16 protein-coding genes are annotated in these 17,395 nt (G+C 67.8%); 9 read left to right on the top strand and 7 right to left on the bottom strand.

Annotation, left to right across the window (positions count from 1 at the left end):
* Positions 1-29: 29 nt before the first annotated feature.
* Both AC13CR_RS06450 and AC13CR_RS06445 read right to left on the bottom strand, forming a co-directional pair.
* Positions 30-1,202 carry an acetyl-CoA C-acetyltransferase gene (locus tag AC13CR_RS06450; RefSeq protein WP_446232485.1) on the bottom strand — a complete coding sequence of 391 codons (1,173 nt, stop codon included), beginning with the start codon at positions 1,200-1,202 and terminating at the stop codon, positions 30-32.
* A gap of 561 nt (positions 1,203-1,763) precedes the next feature.
* Complete coding sequence (locus AC13CR_RS06445) at positions 1,764-2,534, bottom strand: EAL domain-containing protein (protein ID WP_292959098.1); 771 nt, start codon at positions 2,532-2,534, stop codon at positions 1,764-1,766.
* 139 nt (positions 2,535-2,673) lie between these two features.
* Between AC13CR_RS06445 and AC13CR_RS06440 the strand changes: the two genes are divergently transcribed.
* Positions 2,674-3,255: a DNA-3-methyladenine glycosylase I gene (locus tag AC13CR_RS06440; protein WP_292959026.1), complete on the top strand. Its 582-nt coding sequence runs from the start codon at positions 2,674-2,676 to the stop codon at positions 3,253-3,255.
* Here AC13CR_RS06440 and AC13CR_RS06435 read toward each other — a convergent pair.
* A complete protein-coding gene (locus AC13CR_RS06435; RefSeq protein ID WP_292959028.1) occupies positions 3,230-3,778 on the bottom strand; it encodes a TlpA disulfide reductase family protein in 549 nt (182 codons plus the stop codon). The genes AC13CR_RS06440 and AC13CR_RS06435 overlap by 26 nt on opposite strands.
* Before the next feature lie 23 nt (positions 3,779-3,801).
* Between AC13CR_RS06435 and argH the strand changes: the two genes are divergently transcribed.
* The 4 genes from argH to AC13CR_RS06415 are packed head-to-tail and all read left to right on the top strand — an operon-like array spanning position 3,802 to position 9,163.
* The gene (argH, locus tag AC13CR_RS06430; protein WP_292959030.1) at positions 3,802-5,208 is read left to right on the top strand and encodes an argininosuccinate lyase; all 1,407 of its coding nucleotides are present in this window, start codon (positions 3,802-3,804) and stop codon (positions 5,206-5,208) included.
* Positions 5,205-5,354: a lipoprotein gene (locus AC13CR_RS06425; RefSeq protein WP_292959032.1), complete on the top strand. Its 150-nt coding sequence runs from the start codon at positions 5,205-5,207 to the stop codon at positions 5,352-5,354. The genes argH and AC13CR_RS06425 overlap by 4 nt, the downstream gene beginning before the upstream one ends.
* Entirely contained in the window at positions 5,355-6,620 is a 1,266-nt protein-coding gene (lysA, locus tag AC13CR_RS06420) for a diaminopimelate decarboxylase (protein ID WP_292959034.1), read from the top strand.
* A 59-nt stretch (positions 6,621-6,679) separates the two neighbouring features.
* On the top strand, positions 6,680-9,163 hold the full coding sequence (locus AC13CR_RS06415; protein ID WP_482900594.1) for a DUF4175 domain-containing protein: 2,484 nt from the start codon (positions 6,680-6,682) through the stop codon (positions 9,161-9,163).
* 27 nt (positions 9,164-9,190) lie between these two features.
* Here AC13CR_RS06415 and AC13CR_RS06410 read toward each other — a convergent pair whose 3' ends face one another.
* Positions 9,191-9,955 (bottom strand): zinc-ribbon domain-containing protein, encoded by a 765-nt coding sequence (locus AC13CR_RS06410; protein WP_292978283.1) that lies wholly within the window; start codon positions 9,953-9,955, stop codon positions 9,191-9,193.
* A gap of 96 nt (positions 9,956-10,051) precedes the next feature.
* Between AC13CR_RS06410 and AC13CR_RS06405 the strand changes: the two genes are divergently transcribed.
* The 4 genes from AC13CR_RS06405 to AC13CR_RS06390 are packed head-to-tail and all read left to right on the top strand — an operon-like array spanning position 10,052 to position 13,458.
* Entirely contained in the window at positions 10,052-10,726 is a 675-nt protein-coding gene (locus AC13CR_RS06405; protein ID WP_292959040.1) for a cell division ATP-binding protein FtsE, read from the top strand.
* Positions 10,723-11,652: a cell division protein FtsX gene (locus AC13CR_RS06400; protein WP_414692193.1), complete on the top strand. Its 930-nt coding sequence runs from the start codon at positions 10,723-10,725 to the stop codon at positions 11,650-11,652. Before AC13CR_RS06405 ends, AC13CR_RS06400 begins: the two co-directional genes overlap by 4 nt.
* Entirely contained in the window at positions 11,649-12,473 is an 825-nt protein-coding gene (locus tag AC13CR_RS06395) for a lysophospholipid acyltransferase family protein (RefSeq protein ID WP_292959042.1), read from the top strand. The genes AC13CR_RS06400 and AC13CR_RS06395 overlap by 4 nt, the downstream gene beginning before the upstream one ends.
* A gap of 34 nt (positions 12,474-12,507) precedes the next feature.
* Positions 12,508-13,458 (top strand): dihydrodipicolinate synthase family protein, encoded by a 951-nt coding sequence (locus tag AC13CR_RS06390; RefSeq protein WP_292959044.1) that lies wholly within the window; start codon positions 12,508-12,510, stop codon positions 13,456-13,458.
* Here the strand turns inward: AC13CR_RS06390 and glcF are convergent.
* The 3 genes from glcF to AC13CR_RS06375 are packed head-to-tail and all read right to left on the bottom strand — an operon-like array spanning position 13,455 to position 17,318.
* The gene (gene glcF / locus AC13CR_RS06385; protein ID WP_292959046.1) at positions 13,455-14,747 is read right to left on the bottom strand and encodes a glycolate oxidase subunit GlcF; all 1,293 of its coding nucleotides are present in this window, start codon (positions 14,745-14,747) and stop codon (positions 13,455-13,457) included. The two genes, AC13CR_RS06390 and glcF, sit on opposite strands and share 4 nt — an antisense overlap.
* A 1-nt stretch (position 14,748) precedes the next feature.
* The gene (gene glcE / locus AC13CR_RS06380; RefSeq protein ID WP_446234654.1) at positions 14,749-15,879 is read right to left on the bottom strand and encodes a glycolate oxidase subunit GlcE; all 1,131 of its coding nucleotides are present in this window, start codon (positions 15,877-15,879) and stop codon (positions 14,749-14,751) included.
* Positions 15,876-17,318 (bottom strand): FAD-linked oxidase C-terminal domain-containing protein, encoded by a 1,443-nt coding sequence (locus AC13CR_RS06375; RefSeq protein WP_292959100.1) that lies wholly within the window; start codon positions 17,316-17,318, stop codon positions 15,876-15,878. The genes glcE and AC13CR_RS06375 overlap by 4 nt, the downstream gene beginning before the upstream one ends.
* Positions 17,319-17,395: the final 77 nt, after the last annotated feature.

The following is a 17,395-nucleotide window of genomic DNA, read 5'->3' as shown; positions in this document are numbered from 1 at the left end:
CGCAACATCATTGCGCGCCGGTGTCGCGATCAGCGCTCCAGGCACATGGCGACGCCCATGCCGCCGCCGATGCACAGGGTTGCCAGGCCTTTCTTCGCGTCGCGGCGCTTCATCTCGAACAGCAGCGTGTTCAGGATGCGGCAGCCCGAGGCGCCGATCGGGTGGCCGATGGCGATGGCGCCGCCGTTCACGTTCACGATCGAAGGATCCCACCCCATATCCTTGTTCACCGCGCAGGCCTGGGCTGCAAAAGCCTCGTTCGCCTCGACCAGATCCAGATCGCGGACCGACCAGCCGGCCTTTTCCAGCGCCTTGCGGCTGGAGGGAATCGGCCCGGTTCCCATGATCGCCGGATCCAGGCCCGCGGTGGCATAGGACGCGATGCGCGCCAGCGGCGTCAGCCCGCGCCGGTTTGCCTCGTCCTCGGTCATCACCATCACCGCGGCGGCGCCGTCGTTCAGCCCCGAGGCGTTCGCGGCCGTGACCGATCCATCCTTGGTGAATGCGGGACGCAGCTTCTGCATCGCTTCCAGCGTCGCACCGGGGCGGATATATTCGTCCTTGTCCACGATCGTGTCGCCTTTCCGGGTCTTGACGGTAAAGGCCACGATCTCGTCGTCGAAGCGCCCCTCGTTCTGGGCCGCCTCGGCCTTGTTCTGGCTTGCGACGGCGAATTCGTCCTGGGTGTCGCGGCCGATCTGCCACTTTTCGGCCACGTTCTCGGCGGTCTGGCCCATGTGGTAGTTGTTGAAGGCGTCCCACAGGCCGTCGCGGATCATCGTATCGACCATCTTCACGTCGCCCATCTTCTGCCCGGCCCGCAGATAGGCCGCGTGCGTTGCCAGCGACATGCTTTCCTGGCCGCCCGCCAGAACGATCGTCGCATCGCCCAGCATGACCTGCTGGGCGGCCAGAGCCACCGCCCGCAGACCCGATCCGCACACCTGATTGATCAGCCAGGCGGCCGATTCCTGCGGCAGGCCGGCATTGATATGCGCCTGACGGGCGGGGTTCTGACCCTGACCGCCGGTCAGCACCTGACCAAGAATGGTTTCGCTGACCTCGGCGGGGTCGATCCCGGCGCGGGAAACGACCTCTTTCAGGACGGCCGAGCCCAGATCGTGGGCCGGAATGTTGGCAAACGATCCCAGAAAGCTGCCGACCGGCGTGCGGGCGGCGGAAACGATAACGGCTTTGGTCATGGCGGGCTCCTTCCCATCAGCGCCGGAATTGCGGCGAATCGAGGCTAGGATGCGGGTTCGTACCGTCAGGTCAAGCAGATCGGGTCCCGGCGCGCGCCTGCTGGCAGCCCGGAGGGGGGCGGCGCGACGCGAAATGACGCCTGGCGGGCCCCAGTTTTCCGCGATCCCATGGGCGCCTTGCAGACCCGGGCGACCTCCGCCCCGCCCAGAAGATCGGCACCGCCGCGCAGGCCGAATCCCGGATTGACCGGCCTTCGCTTTGCGCGATGGGATCTCCGATCCGAAATCTCCTCCATGATGTCTCCGCCTTCTGGCCGCAATTGCGCCGTTCGAGCCCTTGGCCTGACACGGGCCCGATCAGGGCGACCGACGGCGCCGACGGTTACTCTGTCTGCGCGGCGTCACAGGGTCTAGGCGGCGCCACCGGTCGCGCAATGCGCGGCCCGGCGGAAGCGACCGCGCCGGGCTGTGCCCGGGGCGCGCGCGTTTTCCGGCGGTGTCCCGGCCGGATCGCGATCCATGCGATCCGTGTTCGGATTGCCGGATACCCGCACGACGGCCTCAGCGGCGCGCCACCGAAGGCGGAGTCTTCCAGGGTGGCGCAATCGTCGGGGCGCCGAAATAATAGCCCTGCAGGCAGTCGATGCCGCTGTCGATGAGAAAGCTTGCATCCTCGGCCGTTTCCACCGATTCCGCGACGGTGAACATGTCGAAATGATGCGCAATGGACATCAGCGCGCGAGTCAGCACCTGATTGTCCGGATGCTCGGCGATCTCGCGGATGAATTGCCCGTCGATCTTGATCATGTCGAAACAGAAATCGCGCAGATAGCGGAACGAGGTATAGCCCGCGCCGAAATCATCCAGCGCCAAGCTGATCCCGTGCCGCTGCACCTCCCGCATGAAATTCCGGACCTGATCGGGCATCCCCATGGCCGAGCTTTCGGTGATCTCCAGAATCAGCCGCTCGCCCATATGCGGATCGGCCGAAATTCCGTCGCGCAGCGTCCGAATCCAGTCGGGATAGCCGATCGAGCGTGCCGACATGTTGACCGAGAGGCGCAGGCAGGGATCCTCGGCCAGGGCCTGAAGGCCCAGCGACAGGGACAGACAATCGATCTGGCGGCCCAGTTCGGTCGTTTCCGCCACCGGCATGAAGTCGCGCAGCGGCACGATCCGGCCGCTGTCGTCGATGATGCGGATCAACCCTTCGTAGAAGGCCGGCCGACCCGGCTGGGCGGCCTGCACGATCGGCTGATAGGCAAGGACCCCATTGCCCTTTTCCACCGCCAGGCGCACGGCGGGCAGCGTGATGCGGCTTTGCTGATCCATCGCATAGTCCAGCGGCGATCCTCTGGGTGGGGTGCCTTCCTTCACGTCAAGCCTCGTCTTCGGTCGTTTGTTGCACTTTGCCCATGATGTCTTAACCTGAGATGAATTCGCAGCGATTTCTGGAGTCAGGGTTAACGCTATGGTTGTGGGGCGCTGTGCCTGGTGCGGAACCGATCCGCTCTACGTCGCCTATCACGATACCGAATGGGGCGTACCCGAACGCGATGCGCGGGCCTTGTGGGAAAAGCTGGTCCTGGACGGTTTTCAGGCCGGGCTGAGCTGGATCACCATCCTGCGCAAGCGTGACAATTTTCGCGAGGAATTCGAGGGTTTCGACCCCGAACGTGTGGCCGGCTGGGACGAGGCGCGGATCGCGAGGGCACTGCAGAATCCGGGAATCATCCGTCATCGCGGCAAGATCGCGGCGACCGTAAAGGGCGCCCGCCTGTTTCTGCAGATCGAAGCGGCCGAGGGATTCGCGCCCTTCCTGTGGTCCTTTACCGGCGGCGGCCCGATCCTCAACCGTTTCGAGACCTCTGCCGAGGTGCCGACCGCCACGCCCGAATCGATTGCGATGTCAAAGGCGCTGAAGAAACGCGGCTTCAATTTCTGCGGTCCGGTCATCACCTATGCCTTCATGGAGGCGACGGGGATGGTGAACGATCACGTCACCACCTGTCACCGCCACGCGGCGATCACTCGGATGTCAGTTCGCGAATGACCTGTTTCGCGGCATCGCCCGACCAGTCGGCATCGCCCATCAGACGCGCGACTTCGCGGCCCTCGCGGTCCACCAGAACGCTGACCGGCAGGCCGACGACGCCCATTTCGCGGGCGAGCCGCTGTTTGGGATCCAGCAGGACGGGCAGGTTCCGGACCCCGGTCTGATCGAAGAAGGCGTCGATCTTGGAAACCGTGTCGCGTCCCGTGGCGATGGTCAGGACCTCGAAATCCTCGCCGCCCATCTCGGCCTGCAGCGCGTCCAGAGAGGGCATTTCCTTGCGGCAGGGCGGGCACCAGGTCGCCCAGAAATTCACCAGCAACACCTTGCCCCTGTAATCGGACAGGCGGTATTCGCGGCCGTCGCGGTCGGTGAAGGGGGTTTCGCCCACCGCGGGCGCATTCTCGGTCGGCAGCAGCCTTTCCAGCCCCGCCTCTCGCGCCGCCTGCCAGTCCACCTTGCCCGCGAAGGCGGGATTTGCACCGATGAACAGGGCCGTATAAAGCAGGGCGAGACGCAGCATGTGACCTCCGAAGGACTTTCCCTATGACCGACCGGCCCCAGGACAAGGACGCCGCCAACAGCATGTGGGGCGGTCGTTTCGCCGCCGGGCCGGACGCGATCATGGAGGCGATAAATGCCTCGATCGACTTCGACCGGCGGCTCTACGCCCAGGACATCCGGGGCAGCCGGGCCCATGCCGCCATGTTGGCCGCGCAGGGCATTATCAGCGATAGCGATGCGAAGGCGATCGGGGAAGGGCTGATCACGGTCTTGTCAGAGATCGAGACCGGTGATTTTCCGTTCAGCGCGGCGCTGGAAGACATCCACATGAATGTCGAGGCGCGGCTGAAGGACATTATCGGCGAACCCGCAGGCCGCCTGCATACGGGCCGGTCGCGCAACGATCAGGTCGCGACCGATTTCCGGCTGTGGGTGCGCGACCAATGCGACGCCGCGATCGCCGGACTGCAGGCGCTGATCCGCGCGGCCTTGTCGCAGGCCGAAAGCGGCGCGGACTGGGTCATGCCGGGCTTTACCCATCTTCAGACCGCCCAGCCGGTGACATGGGGTCATCACATGATGGCCTATGTCGAGATGTTCGGCCGCGATCTGTCGCGGTTTCGGGATGCTCGCCGGCGGATGAACGAATCGCCCCTGGGGGCGGCGGCGCTCGCCGGCACCGGTTATCCGATCGACCGAGAGGCGACGGCGAAGGCACTGGATTTCGCCCGGCCGATGGCCAACAGCCTGGACGCCGTCAGCGACCGCGACTTCGCGCTGGAGTTCCTGTCGTCGGCCTCGATCTGTGCGGTCCATCTGTCGCGCCTGTCCGAGGAGCTGGTGATCTGGTCCTCGGCCCAGTTCCGCTTCGTGTCGATGTCGGACAAGTGGTCCACCGGATCCAGCATCATGCCGCAAAAGCGCAATCCCGACGCCGCCGAGCTGATCCGCGCCAAGATCGGGCGGATCCTGGGGGCGACGGTGGCGCTGTTCACGGTGATGAAGGGTCTGCCGCTGGCCTATTCCAAGGACATGCAGGAGGACAAGGAACAGGTCTTCGATGCCGCCGATCACCTGATGCTGGCTCTGGCCGCGATGACGGGGATGCTGTCTGACCTGACCGCCAACCGCGACCGGCTGGAGGCCGCCGCCTCGGCCGGGTTCTCGACCGCGACCGATCTGGCCGACTGGCTGGTGCGCGAGGCCGGCCTGGCCTTCCGCGAGGCGCATCACGTCACCGGATCGCTGGTCGCGCTGGCCGAGAAGAAGGGCTGCGACCTGCCGGATCTGACCCTGTCCGACATGCAGGCGGTCAATCCGGCGATCAGCGCCGGCGTCTTCACCGTTCTGGGCGTGCACAATTCGGTCGCCTCGCGGCAAAGCTATGGCGGCACCGCGCCCGATCAGGTGCGCGCCCAGATCGCCCGCTGGAAGGAGATTCTTGCATGACACGATTGCTGCTGATTGCCACCCTTTTCCTGTCCGCCTGCGGTGTGGACGGGCCGCCCCAGCGTCCGGCGAAGAAACCCTTCGAGCAGAACGCCCGCGTCACCATTTCGGGAGATGCCCGGATGGGCGTCTCGACGGAGTTCTAGGTGGACCATTTCAACTATCGCGACGGCACGCTGTGCGCCGAGGACGTGCCGCTGACGCGGATCGCGGCCGAGGTCGGCACCCCGGTCTATGTCTATTCCGCGGCCACTCTGGCCCGCCATTTCGGCCTGTTCCGGCAGGCGCTGGACTGGACCGATCACCTGGTCTGCTTCGCGGTCAAGGCCAACAGCAATCTGGCCGTCCTGAAGCTGCTGGGCGATCTGGGCGCGGGCATGGATGTCGTGTCGGGCGGGGAATACACGCGGGCCCGCGTGGCGGGCGTGCCGGGCGAGCGGATCGTGTTTTCCGGCGTCGGCAAGACCCTGGCCGAGATGCGTCAGGCGATCGAAGGCGGTATCCGGCAGGTCAACATCGAGAGCGAGCCCGAGATGCGGGCGCTTTCGGACCTGGCCGTCACGATGGGCGCCGAGGTGCCGGTGGCGATCCGGGTGAATCCGGACGTGGACGCGAAGACACATGAGAAGATCGCGACCGGCAAATCGGAAAACAAGTTCGGCATCCCGATCGCCAAGGCGCGCCAGGTCTATGCCGAGGCGGCGGCCCTGCCGGGGTTGCGGGTGGTGGGCGTCGACGTGCATATTGGCAGCCAGCTGACCGATCTCGATCCCTATCGCGCGGCCTATGCGAAGGTCGCCGATCTGACCCGCGCGCTGCGCGCCGATGGCCATGCCATCACCCGGCTGGACCTGGGCGGGGGTCTGGGCATTCCCTATCGTCGCGACAACAATGCCCCGCCCCTGCCGCTGGAATACGGTCAGGTGATCCGCGAGACGGTCGGCGATCTGGGCTGCGAGATCGAGATCGAGCCCGGCCGCAACATCGTCGGCAATGCCGGTGTGCTGCTGTCGCAGGTGATCTGGCTGAAAGAGGGCGAGGGTCGCGATTTCCTGATCGTGGACGCGGCGATGAACGATCTGCTGCGACCGGCCATGTATGGCGCCCATCACGATATCGTTCCGGTGGCCCAGCCGGGGGTGGCAGCCGAGGTCCGGCGCGTCGATGTGGTGGGTCCGGTCTGCGAATCGGCCGATACGTTCCAGAAGGGCGTCGATCTGCCGACACTGGGCGCGGGCGATCTGATCGTCTTCCGCTCGGCCGGCGCCTATGGGGCGGTGATGGCCTCGGAATACAACTCGCGTCCGCTGGTGCCCGAGGTGCTGGTCAGCGGCGATCACTTCGCCGTCATCCGCGCCAGACCGACATTTGAGGAAATGTTGTCCCGCGATACCATCCCGGAATGGCTTTGACGCGACACCCGGTTCCGACGTCACCGCCGGGGGCTGTCCGCCCCCGGACCCCCGAGGGTATTTTCGCAACGAAGAAGGGCAAGATTGGCCGGGCCCTGCGTCTGACCCGGTGGGGGATGGTCTGGGAGCGCGGTGCGCGGGCCTTCTGGCCGCTGCTGGCGCTGCTGGCCGTTCTGTTCGCCGTCCTTGCCCTGGGCGGCGTGGAATCCTTGCCGACGATCGCCCTGCCGTGGTTGGGCGGGGCGGCGATGGCCGCGCTGATCGTTGCGGCGATCGTCGGGGGGCTGCGCTATCGCCGGGTGCGCGAGTCCGAGGCGCTGGAACGTCTGGACCGCACCCTGCCGGGCCGACCGCTGGCCGCGCTTGGCGATCATGCCGTTCTGGGCGGCGAGGGGGCCTTGTGGCGGGCGCATTTGGTGCAGATGCAGGCGCGGGCCGAGGCGGCGCGGGCCGTGCGCCCCGACGCCGATCTGGCCCGTCGCGATCCTTTCGCGCTGCGCCTGGCGGCGATGGTGGCGCTGGCCATGGCGCTGATCTTTGGCGGCGCCGGCCAGATGGGACAGGGGATCAGCGCCATCGCGGCGACGATGGGGCGGCCGCTGACCAATGCGCCGGGCGACCCGGCAGGACCGTCCTGGGAAGGCTGGGCCGAGCCGCCGCGCTATACCCGCCGTCCAACGATCTATCTGAACGCGCTTCGCGAGGGAGAGGTGCTGGAACTGCCCAAAGGCAGCGCCGTCACCTTCCGCCTCTATGGCGAGGGCGCCGCGGTGACGCAGGATATCGGGCCTGCCGTTTCGGATGATGGACAGGCGCCGGGTTTCCGGGCCGAACGATCGGGCGCGATCACGGTCGCCGGACGTCGCTTTGACGTGACCGTCCTGCCCGACCGCGCGCCGGTGATCCGGGCCGGGGCGGCGCCCACGCGACGCGCGGATGGCCGCCTGATCCAGGAATTCCAGGCCAGGGACGACAACGGCGTCGTCTCGGGTCAGGCGCGGATCGCACTGGACCTGGCCTCGGTCGATCGCCGCTTCGGTCTTGCCGTCGATCCCGAGCCGCGCGATCCGATCGAATTGCAGCTTCCGCTGCCGCGGTCGGGCGACCGGCGTGAGATCCGGGGGCAACTGGTCGAGGACCTGGCCCGGCACCCCTGGGCGAACCTGCCGGTCACGCTGACGCTGGAGGCGGTGGACGGGATCGAGCAGGCCGGCCTGTCCCAGCCGTTGCAAACCCTGCTGCCGGGCAAGCGGTTCTTCAACCCGCTGGCCGCCGCCCTGATCGAGATTCGGCGCGACCTTCTGTGGTCGCGTGAAAATGCGGGCCGCAGCGCCGAGATCCTGCGGGCGGTCACCTGGCAGCCGCAGGGCTTTGTCGATCAGACCCTGTATCAGGAATTGCAGCGCGCCATCGGCATGCTCGAATCAGGCGATCTGTCGGCGCAGGACCGCGACAAGCTGGCCGAGGCGTTGTGGAAGGCGGCGATGCTGCTGGAAGATGGCGGGCTGTCGGATGCGCTCGAACGGATGAAGCAGGCGCAGGAAAAGCTGTCCGAGGCGATTCGCAACGGTGCCAGCAAGGACGAGATTCAGCGGCTGATGGACGAATTGAAGGACGCGACCGACGCCTATACCCAGATGCTGGCCGAACAGGGCCAGCAGGACCAGTCGGACCGCTTTGCCCAGAACCAGCAGGGCCAGCAGATCACCGGCGATCAGATCCAGCAGATGATGGACGAAATCCAGCGCCTGATGAACGAGGGCCGGATGGCCGAGGCGCAGCAGCTTCTGGAACAGTTCAACCGGATGATGGAGAACCTTCAGGTCACCCAGGGGCAGGGCGGCAGCGGCAGCGGCCAGCAGGGTCAGGGCAACCGGTCGATGAATCGTCTCGCCGATACCCTGCGGCAACAGCAGCGCCTGTCGGACGAGGCGTTCCGCGACATGCAGGAACAATTCGGTCAGGGCCAGAGCGGCCAGCCGTCGCAGAATTCGCAGGATTTCGCCGACCGTCAGAGGGGCCTACGGGAGGAATTGGGCCAGCAGCGCGGGATGCTGCCGGGGCAGGGACTGGAGCAGGGGGCCGAAGCCCGGCGGCAACTGGACGAGGCCGGGCGCGCGATGGATGACGCCGAACAGGCGCTGCGTGATGGCGATACCGGCGGCGCCTTGCAGCGTCAGGCCGATGCGATCCAGTCGCTGCGCGAGGGGATGCGGGCGCTTGGCGACATGCTGAACCAGGACAGCGGGCAACAGGCCGGCGAGGGTCAGCAGCAGGGCGGGCAGCAGGCCGGCGCGCAGGATGGTCAGGGACAACAGCCGGGAGGCGGGATGCGCAGCGAAGGCCGGCCGATGCTGGATCCGCTTGGGCGACAGCGGTCGGGCAACGGCAACGTCGTCACCTCGGGCGACCCTCTGGCCGAGGGGCTGGATCCGGCAAAACGCGCCCGTGACCTTCTGGATGAAATCCGGCGCCGCAGCGGCGACCGTCAGCGGCCGCAGGACGAACGCGACTATCTGGGCCGCCTGCTGGACCGGTTCTGAGCCCGCGCGTGGTTTGGGCCAAGCGGATCAGGCGAACAGCGCGCTTGCCCGATCCTGCAGCCACAGCCGCGCCTGATCCAGGCCCTCGCGGAGATCCATCAGAAAGGCGCCGAAGGGACCGGCATCCGCCATCGGCGGTGCCAACAGGTAAAGCGCGACGACCGAGGCCGCGATCATCGCCGAAAGCCCGAACCCCATGCCATAGCCCGAACGACGCGGCTGTGTCGGGTTCGCCTGCACGGCCGGTTGTGGCCGTCCATCGGCCGTCGCGGCGCTGCTTTTCGTGACTTCCGGGGCAGCGGTGGCGGGGGCCGTCGCGATTGTCGGTATGTCCTGCGCGGATCGCGCCGCCGGGATTTGTGCGGCCGGGTCGGCTGTGGCGTTGCGTTGAACGGCCGTCACCGTCGTCGCGGGCCAATCCGGATCGCCGCGTTCGGCGGCGCCAGGTCCGGCGCCTGCCGGTTCCTGCGCGGCTGCCGGCCGGCTTTCTAAGCCGTCCTCGTGAAAGCGGGCGCGGCGTTCGTGTTCCACCTCCTCGCGCAGGATAGACAGCACGTTGTCGGGCACGCGGCGGCGCGGTGGCTGGACGCGGGCTTGCGGAACCGGTGCCTCGGATTCGGCCACGCTGAAACGGCTCAGATCCATCGGCTCGGCGGTCCGCGCCGGACGTTCGCCATGCCAGACCCTGCCGCAATCGCTGCATTCGACCTCGCGGCCTTCGGGGGGAATCGCCTTTTCGGGGATGCGGTATTCCGCATCGCAGCCCGGACAGATCAACCTTATTTCCGCCATGCCGACCCTCGCATTCGCCTTGTCGCTGTTCTATCAAGCGCGGGTCCGGCTTCCAAGCGGCCGGAGCAGGATCCCGGTAACGAATGGGGGTGGCGCTTGATCGAGATGCAGGATGTCGGCTTCGGCTATCGCGGAGGGCCTGCGCTGTTGTCGAACATGACGCTGAGCCTGCAGCCGGGCATGTTCCATTTCCTGACCGGCCCGTCCGGCGCGGGGAAGACGACCTTGCTGCGGATGCTCTATGCCGATCTTTTGCCGACTTCGGGACGGATCACGGCCTTTGGCGCCGATATCGGCAGCCTCGGGCGCGACGACATCGCCCATCTGCGCCGGCGCGTCGGCGTGGTGCATCAGGATGCACAATTTCTTGATCACCTGCCGGTGGCCGAAAACGTTGCCCTGCCGCTGAGCGTCGCCGGCCAGAATGTCGAGATCGAGGCCCTGCGCGATCTTCTGGGCTGGGTGCAGCTTGCCCAGCAGGCGCGGTCGCTGCCGCCGTCGCTGTCGGGGGGCGAACGGCAGCGGGCGGCGTTGGCGCGCGCGGTGATCCTGTCGCCCGACCTGATCCTGGCCGATGAGCCGACCGGCAATCTGGACTGGGACATGTCGATGCGGTTGATGCAATTGCTGATCGAGCTGAACAAATCCGGCAAGACGGTGCTGGTCGCCACGCATGATCTGAATCTGATCCGGGCGATCAAGGCCCAGGTCGCGGCGCGGGTGCTGCGGATCGCGGGCGGGACGTTGCAACTGGCGGGGAGCGATCTGTGAAACGCAAGGATTTTCGCAAGCCGAAGCTGGGCGCGCTGTGGCAGCAGCTTCTGCGCGGCGATGGCGGCAAGGGTGACCGGATCGTGCCGCCGACCGGCTTCACCGCGCAGTTGACGCTGTTCTCGGCCGCGGCGATGGCGTTTCTGGCGGTCTTCGCGCTGGCCCTGGCCCTGGCCACCGGGCGGCTTGCGGATCGCTGGTCCTCGGAACTGGCGGGCTCGGTCACGGTGCGGGTCAGCGCGCCGCTGGGTGAACAGCAGGCGCTGACGGAATCGGTGATGGGCATCCTGCGCACGACGCCGGGCGCCGGCGCGCCGGAACTGCTGGACGACGCCCAGGTCGCCGATCTTCTGACGCCCTGGTTCGGCCCCGACGTGCCGGTGGATGCGCTGCCGGTGCCTTCGCTGATCGAATTGCCGATCGCCAGCGGCGATTTCGACGCCGAGGGCCTGCGCCTGCGCCTGGAGGCCGAGGCGCCGGGCGCGATCCTGGACGATCACACGCAGTGGCGGCGGCCGCTGGTCTCGGCGGCCAACCGGCTGCGGGCCCTGGGGGTCGTGTCGCTGGCGCTGATTGCGGCGACCTCGGCGGCAATGATCGCGCTGGCCGCGAAGGCGGCGCTGGCCGCGAATCGGCAGGTGATCCGCGTCTTGCGCCTGATCGGCGCGCGCGACATCACCATCGCGACGGCCTTTGTGCGCCGCTTCACCCATCGCGCGGCCATCGGATCGGCGGCGGGCACGGTGATCGGGCTGATAGCGATCGCGGCCCTGCCCGAGATGGATGCGGCGGGCGGATTCCTGACCGGTCTGGGTTTTCGCGGCTGGAGCTGGCTGATGCCGCTGCTGATCCCGGTCGTCGCCGCCGCGGTGGGCTTTTTCGCGACCCGCTGGGCGGCGCTGAAGATGCTGGGCGCGGTCCGATGAGCGCGCGGCGCGACGATGCCACGCCCGGCCCTCTGGGCCCGTGGCAATATGTGCAGAACGCCCTGTTCTATCTGCATATCGCGCTGGCGACGGTCACCTACGGCCTGTTCGGCCTGCCGCTGGTGGCGTTTGGCGGCGCCAGGGGGGCAAACCGTGTCGCGACGGCCTGGATCGGCCATCTGCTGTGGGCCGCGCGTCTGCATCTGGGCGTGTCCTGCGAGGTGCGCGGCACGGCGCCCACCGGCGATTGCATCGTCGCGGCCAAGCATCAGTGCTTTCTCGACATTCTGGTGCTGGCCCATGCCCTGCCGCGCCGTGCCTTCATCATGAAGCGCGAGGTGATGCGGGTTCCCGTCATGGGCTGGTATGCGTGGAAGGTGGGTTGCATCCCGATCGACCGCAGCAAGGGACGCGATGCCCTGCGCGCGATCTCGGCCACCATCAACCAGCGGCTTGCGGGTGACGGACTGGGCCAGCTGATCATCTATCCCGAAGGCACGCGGACGCGCCCGGGCGAGCGGCGCAACTACAAGCATGGCGTCGCCACGATCCGGGCCGCGACGGATCTGCCGGTGGTCCCGGTCGCGGTGAATACCGGCCTGTTCTGGCCGCGAAAGGGCTGGGGTATCCGGCCGGGCCGCCCGGTGGTCGAATTCCTGCCGGTGATCGATACCGGGGTCCCGCCCGAAGGTTTCCTGCCCCGGCTGGAGGCCGAGATCGAAACCCATTCCGATCGTCTGATGGAACAGGCAGGCTTCACGCTGCCATCGGGCCGCGAGGCCGATCCCCTGCACGAGCCGCGCCCCCCCTTCGCGGACTGACGCGGCGGGGCGGCGCCAAGATATGGGGGACGACATGACGGCGGGTCTTGAGGCAAGGCGCAGCATCTTTCACGGCCTTTCGGCCTTTCCGATCACGCCCGCCGATACTGCGGGCCGGATCGAGGCCGCGGCATTGGGTGCCATCCTGGAGCGGCTGGCCTCGGCCGGGGTCGATTCGATCGGACTTCTGGGCAGCACCGGCAGCTACATGTATCTGGATCGGGATCAGCGACGCCGCGCGCTGCGGGTCGCGGTCGACCGGCTGGGCGGCAGCACGCCCCTGATCGTCGGCGTCGGCGCGATGCGTACCGACGAGGCACGGGCTCTGGCGCTGGACGCGGCTGACTGCGGGGCGGACGGCCTGCTGCTGGCACCGGTTTCCTACACACCGCTGACCGAGGACGAGGTGTTCGCGCATTTCCAGGCTGTGGCAGAGGCCAGCGATCTGCCGCTTTGCATCTACAACAATCCCGGCACGACGCATTTCACCTTTGGCCCGACCCTGCTGGCCCGGCTGGCCGGCCTGCCACGGGTCCGGGCGGTCAAGATGCCGCTGCCGCCCGGCGGCGATCATCGGGCCGAGATCGCGCGATTGCGGGCCGCCGCGCCGGAAGGTTTTTCCGTCGGCTACAGCGGCGATTGGGGATGCAGCGCCGCGCTGCTGTCGGGGGCCGATGCCTGGTTCAGCGTGGTGGCGGGAATTCTGCCCCGTCCGGCTCTGGATCTGGCTCGCGCGGCGCAAGCGGGCCGCCGCGACGAGGTGGCGCGGATCGAGGCCGGTTTCGCGCCGCTCTGGTCGCTGTTCCAGCGCCATGGCAGCCTGCGCGTGGTTCATGCCATCGCCAATCATCTCGGGCTCACCGATGCCCAGCCGCCGCGCCCGATCCTGCCGCTGGACGACCGGGCACGGGCAGACACGATCCGCGCCATCCGGCCCCTGATCGAGATCCGAGCGCGGCCCGGTCCGGGCAATCGTTGCCCCTAGGTGATCGGCAGCCCACGCGGGCGCGGGCCCCCGGTGGCCCAGTCCAGCAATTGCACGGTATGGACGACCGGAACGCCGGCCTCGCCGCCGATCTGCATCATGCAGCCGATATTGCCCGCGCTGATGACCTGCGGCGACAGCGCCTTCAGCGTCGCGACCTTGCGTTCCTTCAACTGCGCCGAGATGGCGGGCTGCATCAGGTTGTAGGTTCCGGCCGAACCGCAGCAGATATGCGAATCCTTCGGCTCCAGCACGGTAAAGCCGGCCGCCGCCAGCAGATCCTTGGGCGCGCTGCGAATCTGTTGGCCGTGTTGCAGCGAACAGGCCGCGTGATAGGCCACGCGCAGCGGCGCGGCGCGGGTGGCGTCACGCAGGCCAAGTTCGGTCATCACCTCGGTGATGTCCCTGGCCAGGCCGGCCACGCGGGCCGCATCCCCGGCCAGCGCGTCGTTGCGGAACATGTGACCGTAATCCTTCACCGTGGTTCCGCAGCCCGAGGTGTTGATGACCACGGCGTCCAGACCCTCGCCCTCGATCTCGGCTGTCAGCGCGGCGATATTGGCCGCGGCCGCGGCATGGCTTTCGCCGGTCCTGCCCATGTGATGGGTCAGCGCCCCGCAACAGCCGATGCCGCGCGGGATCACCACCTCGCAGCCATGCCGGCGCAGCAGCCGGATCGTGGCGTCGTTGATATCCGTGTTCAGCGCCCGCTGCGCGCAGCCGGTCAGCAGGGCGACGCGCCGGCGGCGCGGGCCATCCGCCGGGAAGACCTGCGGCTCGTCGTTGCGGCTGGGCGGGGGAATCTCGGACGGCGCCATGTCCAGCATCGCGCGCAGGCGCGCATCGGGAACCAGCCGCCGGAACGGGCGCGCGATCCTGGCGCCCAGCAGGGCCAGCCGGAAGCGCCCCGGATAGGGCAGGATCCGCGACAGGATCCAGCGCAGCGCCCGATCGGACCAGGGACGGCGATAGGTCTGTTCGATATAGGCGCGCGCATGATCGACCAGATGCATGTAATGCACGCCCGAGGGACAGGTGGTCATGCAGGACAGGCAGGACAGGCAGCGGTCGATGTGCAGAACGGTTCTGGCATCGGGCACCTTGCCGTTTTCCAGCATGTCCTTGATCAGGTAGATGCGGCCGCGCGGGCTGTCCAGTTCGTCGCCCAGCACCTTGTAGGTCGGGCATGTCGCGGTGCAGAAGCCGCAATGGACGCAGGATCGCAGGATCTGGTTGCTGCGCGCGGTGTCCGGGTCGGCAAGCTGGTCGGGGGTGAAGTTGGTCTGCATGTCAGCGGTCCATCAGGCCGGAATTGAAAATGCCCGCCGGGTCGAAGACCTGACGCAACCCCGCCGACAGCGCCGCCAGCTTGCCCGCAAGCGGCGGAAAGGCCGGCCCGTCCAGCCCGGCGCGCCGGATCAGCGTGGCGTGGCCCCGATGGCAGGCGGCGCGCACCGTCCCTGCGTCGCCCGGCCCAGCATACCAGATCAGCCCGCCGCCCCAATCCAGCGAGACCTGCCCGCCGGTCGCCGTCAAAGCGGTGCAGATCGCCGGCGCATTGCCGGGTTTCGCCAGGATCCGCCATAACGGCATCTTGCCCGCGAAATGCGCGACATCGCGCAGATCGCGCCACAGCCGGGCGGTTTCGCCGGCGTCCAGAACCTCGATCCGCCGGTCGCCGAACATCGCCGCCAGCCGGTCGCGGCGGTAGGCCACCTGCCTGTCCAGGCCCTCGATCCGCAGGAAGGCCGCGCCGTCGCGAAACGCCGCGCCAGAGACCTCGAACGGGGTCGCCAGCGCCTGCGAGGAAATGCGCACGGCATCGGTCACGTCCAGACCATGGAAGGCCAGCGTGGCCGAGGCCGGGGCCAGCGGCAGCGTCTTCAGCGCCACCTGGGTCAGGACGCCCAGCGTGCCGAAGGATCCGGCCAGCAGCTTTGACAGATCCAGCCCGGTGACGTTCTTCATCACCCGGCCGCCATTCTTCAACATGCGGCCCTGCCCATCGACGAAGCGCACGCCCAGAAGATGATCGCGACAGGCCCCCGCGCGCAGCCGCCGCGGCCCCGAGGCATTGGCGGCGACCACGCCGCCGATCGTCGGCGTGCCCTCGGTCCCAAGCACGCTACGCATGTCCGGCGGTTCGAAGGCCAGCGCCTGTCCTTCGGCGGCCAGCATCGACTGGATGTCGGGCAGCGGCGTGCCCGCGCGGGCGATCAGCGTCATCTCGCCCGGCTCGTAGGTCACGACGCCCGACAGCCCGGCCGTGTTCAGACGCGGGCGGTTCATGGTCATCTCGACCCGGGTGCCGCCGCCCGCGATGCGCAGGCGCCGCTGCCGGGCAAAGCAATCGGCGACGAGGCCGGTCAGATCGGACTCGCTGGCCGGGGCCAGATCGTCGCGGGTCAGCGTCTCGCTCATTCGGCGGCCCTGCTGCGGTGGCTGGCGCTGCTGTCCAGCGGGAATACCTTCGACGGGTTCAGAAGCCAGCCGGGATCGAACAGATCCTTCACCTCCATCTGGATCGCCAGATCGGCGGCATCGTATTGGCTGGTCATCAGGTCGCGCTTTTCGACGCCGACGCCATGTTCGCCGGTCAGGCAGCCGCCGACCTCGACACACAGGCGCAGGATGTCGGCGCCCATCGCCTCGGCCCGTTCCAACTGGCCGGGTTGGTTGGCGTCGAACAGGATCAGCGGATGCATGTTGCCGTCGCCCGCGTGGAAGACGTTGGCGACCTCCAGCCCGTGCTGACGCGACAATTCCCCGATCCGACGCAGGGTATGGGGCAACTGTCCCACCGGCACCGTGCCGTCAAGACAGATGTAGTCGCCCAGCCGCCCCATCGCGCCGAAGGCCGATTTGCGGCCCTTCCAGATCGCCAGCGCCTCGTCGGCATTGCGGCTTTCGCGGAATTCGACCGGGTTCAGCGCATCGGCGATCTGGCGGATGCGGGCCAGCTGGTCGGCGATCTCGTCGGGCGATCCCTCGACCTCGACGATCAGCACGGCGGCGCAATCGGGATAGCCGGCATGGGCGAAATCCTCGACCGCGCGCAGGCAGGGTTCGTCCATGTATTCGATGGCGACGGGCAACACGCCCGACCGGATGATGTTGGCGACGCATTGCCCGGCGATTTCGGCGTCGTCAAAGCCGATCAGGACCGGACGCGCGCCCTCGGGGCGGGGCAGGATCTTCAGGATCGCCTCGGTCACGATGCCCAACTGACCTTCCGAGCCGCAGAACAGGCCCAGAAGGTCCAGCCCGGCAGGCCCGGATTCGGGGCCGCCCAGTTCCACGATCTCGCCGGTCGAAAGGACCACCGTCGCGCCCATCAGGTTGTTGGTGGTGACCCCGTATTTCAGGCAATGCGCGCCGCCGGAATTCATCGCGATGTTGCCCGCGATGGTGCAGGCCAGTTGCGATGACGGGTCCGGCGCGTAGAAGAAGCCCTCGGGTTCAAGCTCGGCGCTGACCGACAGGTTGGTGACGCCGGATTGCACGCGGATGAAGCGGTTCTCGGTGTCGATGTCCAGAAAGGCATTCAGCCGCATCGTCCCGATCACGACGCAATCGGCCGTGGGCAGCGCCCCCCCGGCCAGCGAGGTGCCCGCCCCGCGTGGCACGACCGGCACCCCCAGGCGATGGCAGACGCGCATTGCCGCCGCCACCTCGTCGGTGGACCGCGGCAGAACCACCGCCAGCGGCGCGCAGCGATAGGCGGTCAGCGCGTCGCATTCATAGGCCCGCGTCTCTTCGAGGTCGGCGATCACGGCGTCGTCCGGCAGGGCGCCGCGCAGGGCCGCAACGATCTGGGACTTGCGGGCGATCACCGCCGGATCGGGCGGTGGCATCAGGATCGTGGACATGGGCCTTCCTCCCTTCGGTCAATCTTGGTAAATTAAATTGACCATCGCTGTCAATGTGCCGGTCTTCC

This window comes from Paracoccus sp. L-17, assembly GCF_056857655.1.
The sequence above is the reverse complement of the archived record's forward strand: the minus strand, read 5'-3'. Positions and strand labels throughout refer to the sequence as shown.

Excerpts from the sequence above, each read along its gene's own strand:
- glcE (WP_446234654.1), bottom strand. The coding sequence starts at position 15,879 with ATGAGCGAGACGCTGACCCGCGACGATCTGGCCCCGGCCAGCGAGTCC.
- AC13CR_RS06450 (WP_446232485.1), bottom strand. The coding sequence starts at position 1,202 with ATGACCAAAGCCGTTATCGTTTCCGCCGCCCGCACGCCGGTCGGCAGC.
- AC13CR_RS06410 (WP_292978283.1), bottom strand. The coding sequence starts at position 9,955 with ATGGCGGAAATAAGGTTGATCTGTCCGGGCTGCGATGCGGAATACCGC.
- argH (WP_292959030.1), top strand. The coding sequence starts at position 3,802 with ATGACCGACCGGCCCCAGGACAAGGACGCCGCCAACAGCATGTGGGGC.
- AC13CR_RS06390 (WP_292959044.1), top strand. The coding sequence starts at position 12,508 with ATGACGGCGGGTCTTGAGGCAAGGCGCAGCATCTTTCACGGCCTTTCG.
- AC13CR_RS06425 (WP_292959032.1), top strand. The coding sequence starts at position 5,205 with ATGACACGATTGCTGCTGATTGCCACCCTTTTCCTGTCCGCCTGCGGT.
- AC13CR_RS06445 (WP_292959098.1), bottom strand. The coding sequence starts at position 2,534 with ATGGATCAGCAAAGCCGCATCACGCTGCCCGCCGTGCGCCTGGCGGTG.
- glcF (WP_292959046.1), bottom strand. The coding sequence starts at position 14,747 with ATGCAGACCAACTTCACCCCCGACCAGCTTGCCGACCCGGACACCGCG.
- AC13CR_RS06440 (WP_292959026.1), top strand. The coding sequence starts at position 2,674 with ATGGTTGTGGGGCGCTGTGCCTGGTGCGGAACCGATCCGCTCTACGTC.
- AC13CR_RS06395 (WP_292959042.1), top strand. The coding sequence starts at position 11,649 with ATGAGCGCGCGGCGCGACGATGCCACGCCCGGCCCTCTGGGCCCGTGG.
- AC13CR_RS06435 (WP_292959028.1), bottom strand. The coding sequence starts at position 3,778 with ATGCTGCGTCTCGCCCTGCTTTATACGGCCCTGTTCATCGGTGCAAAT.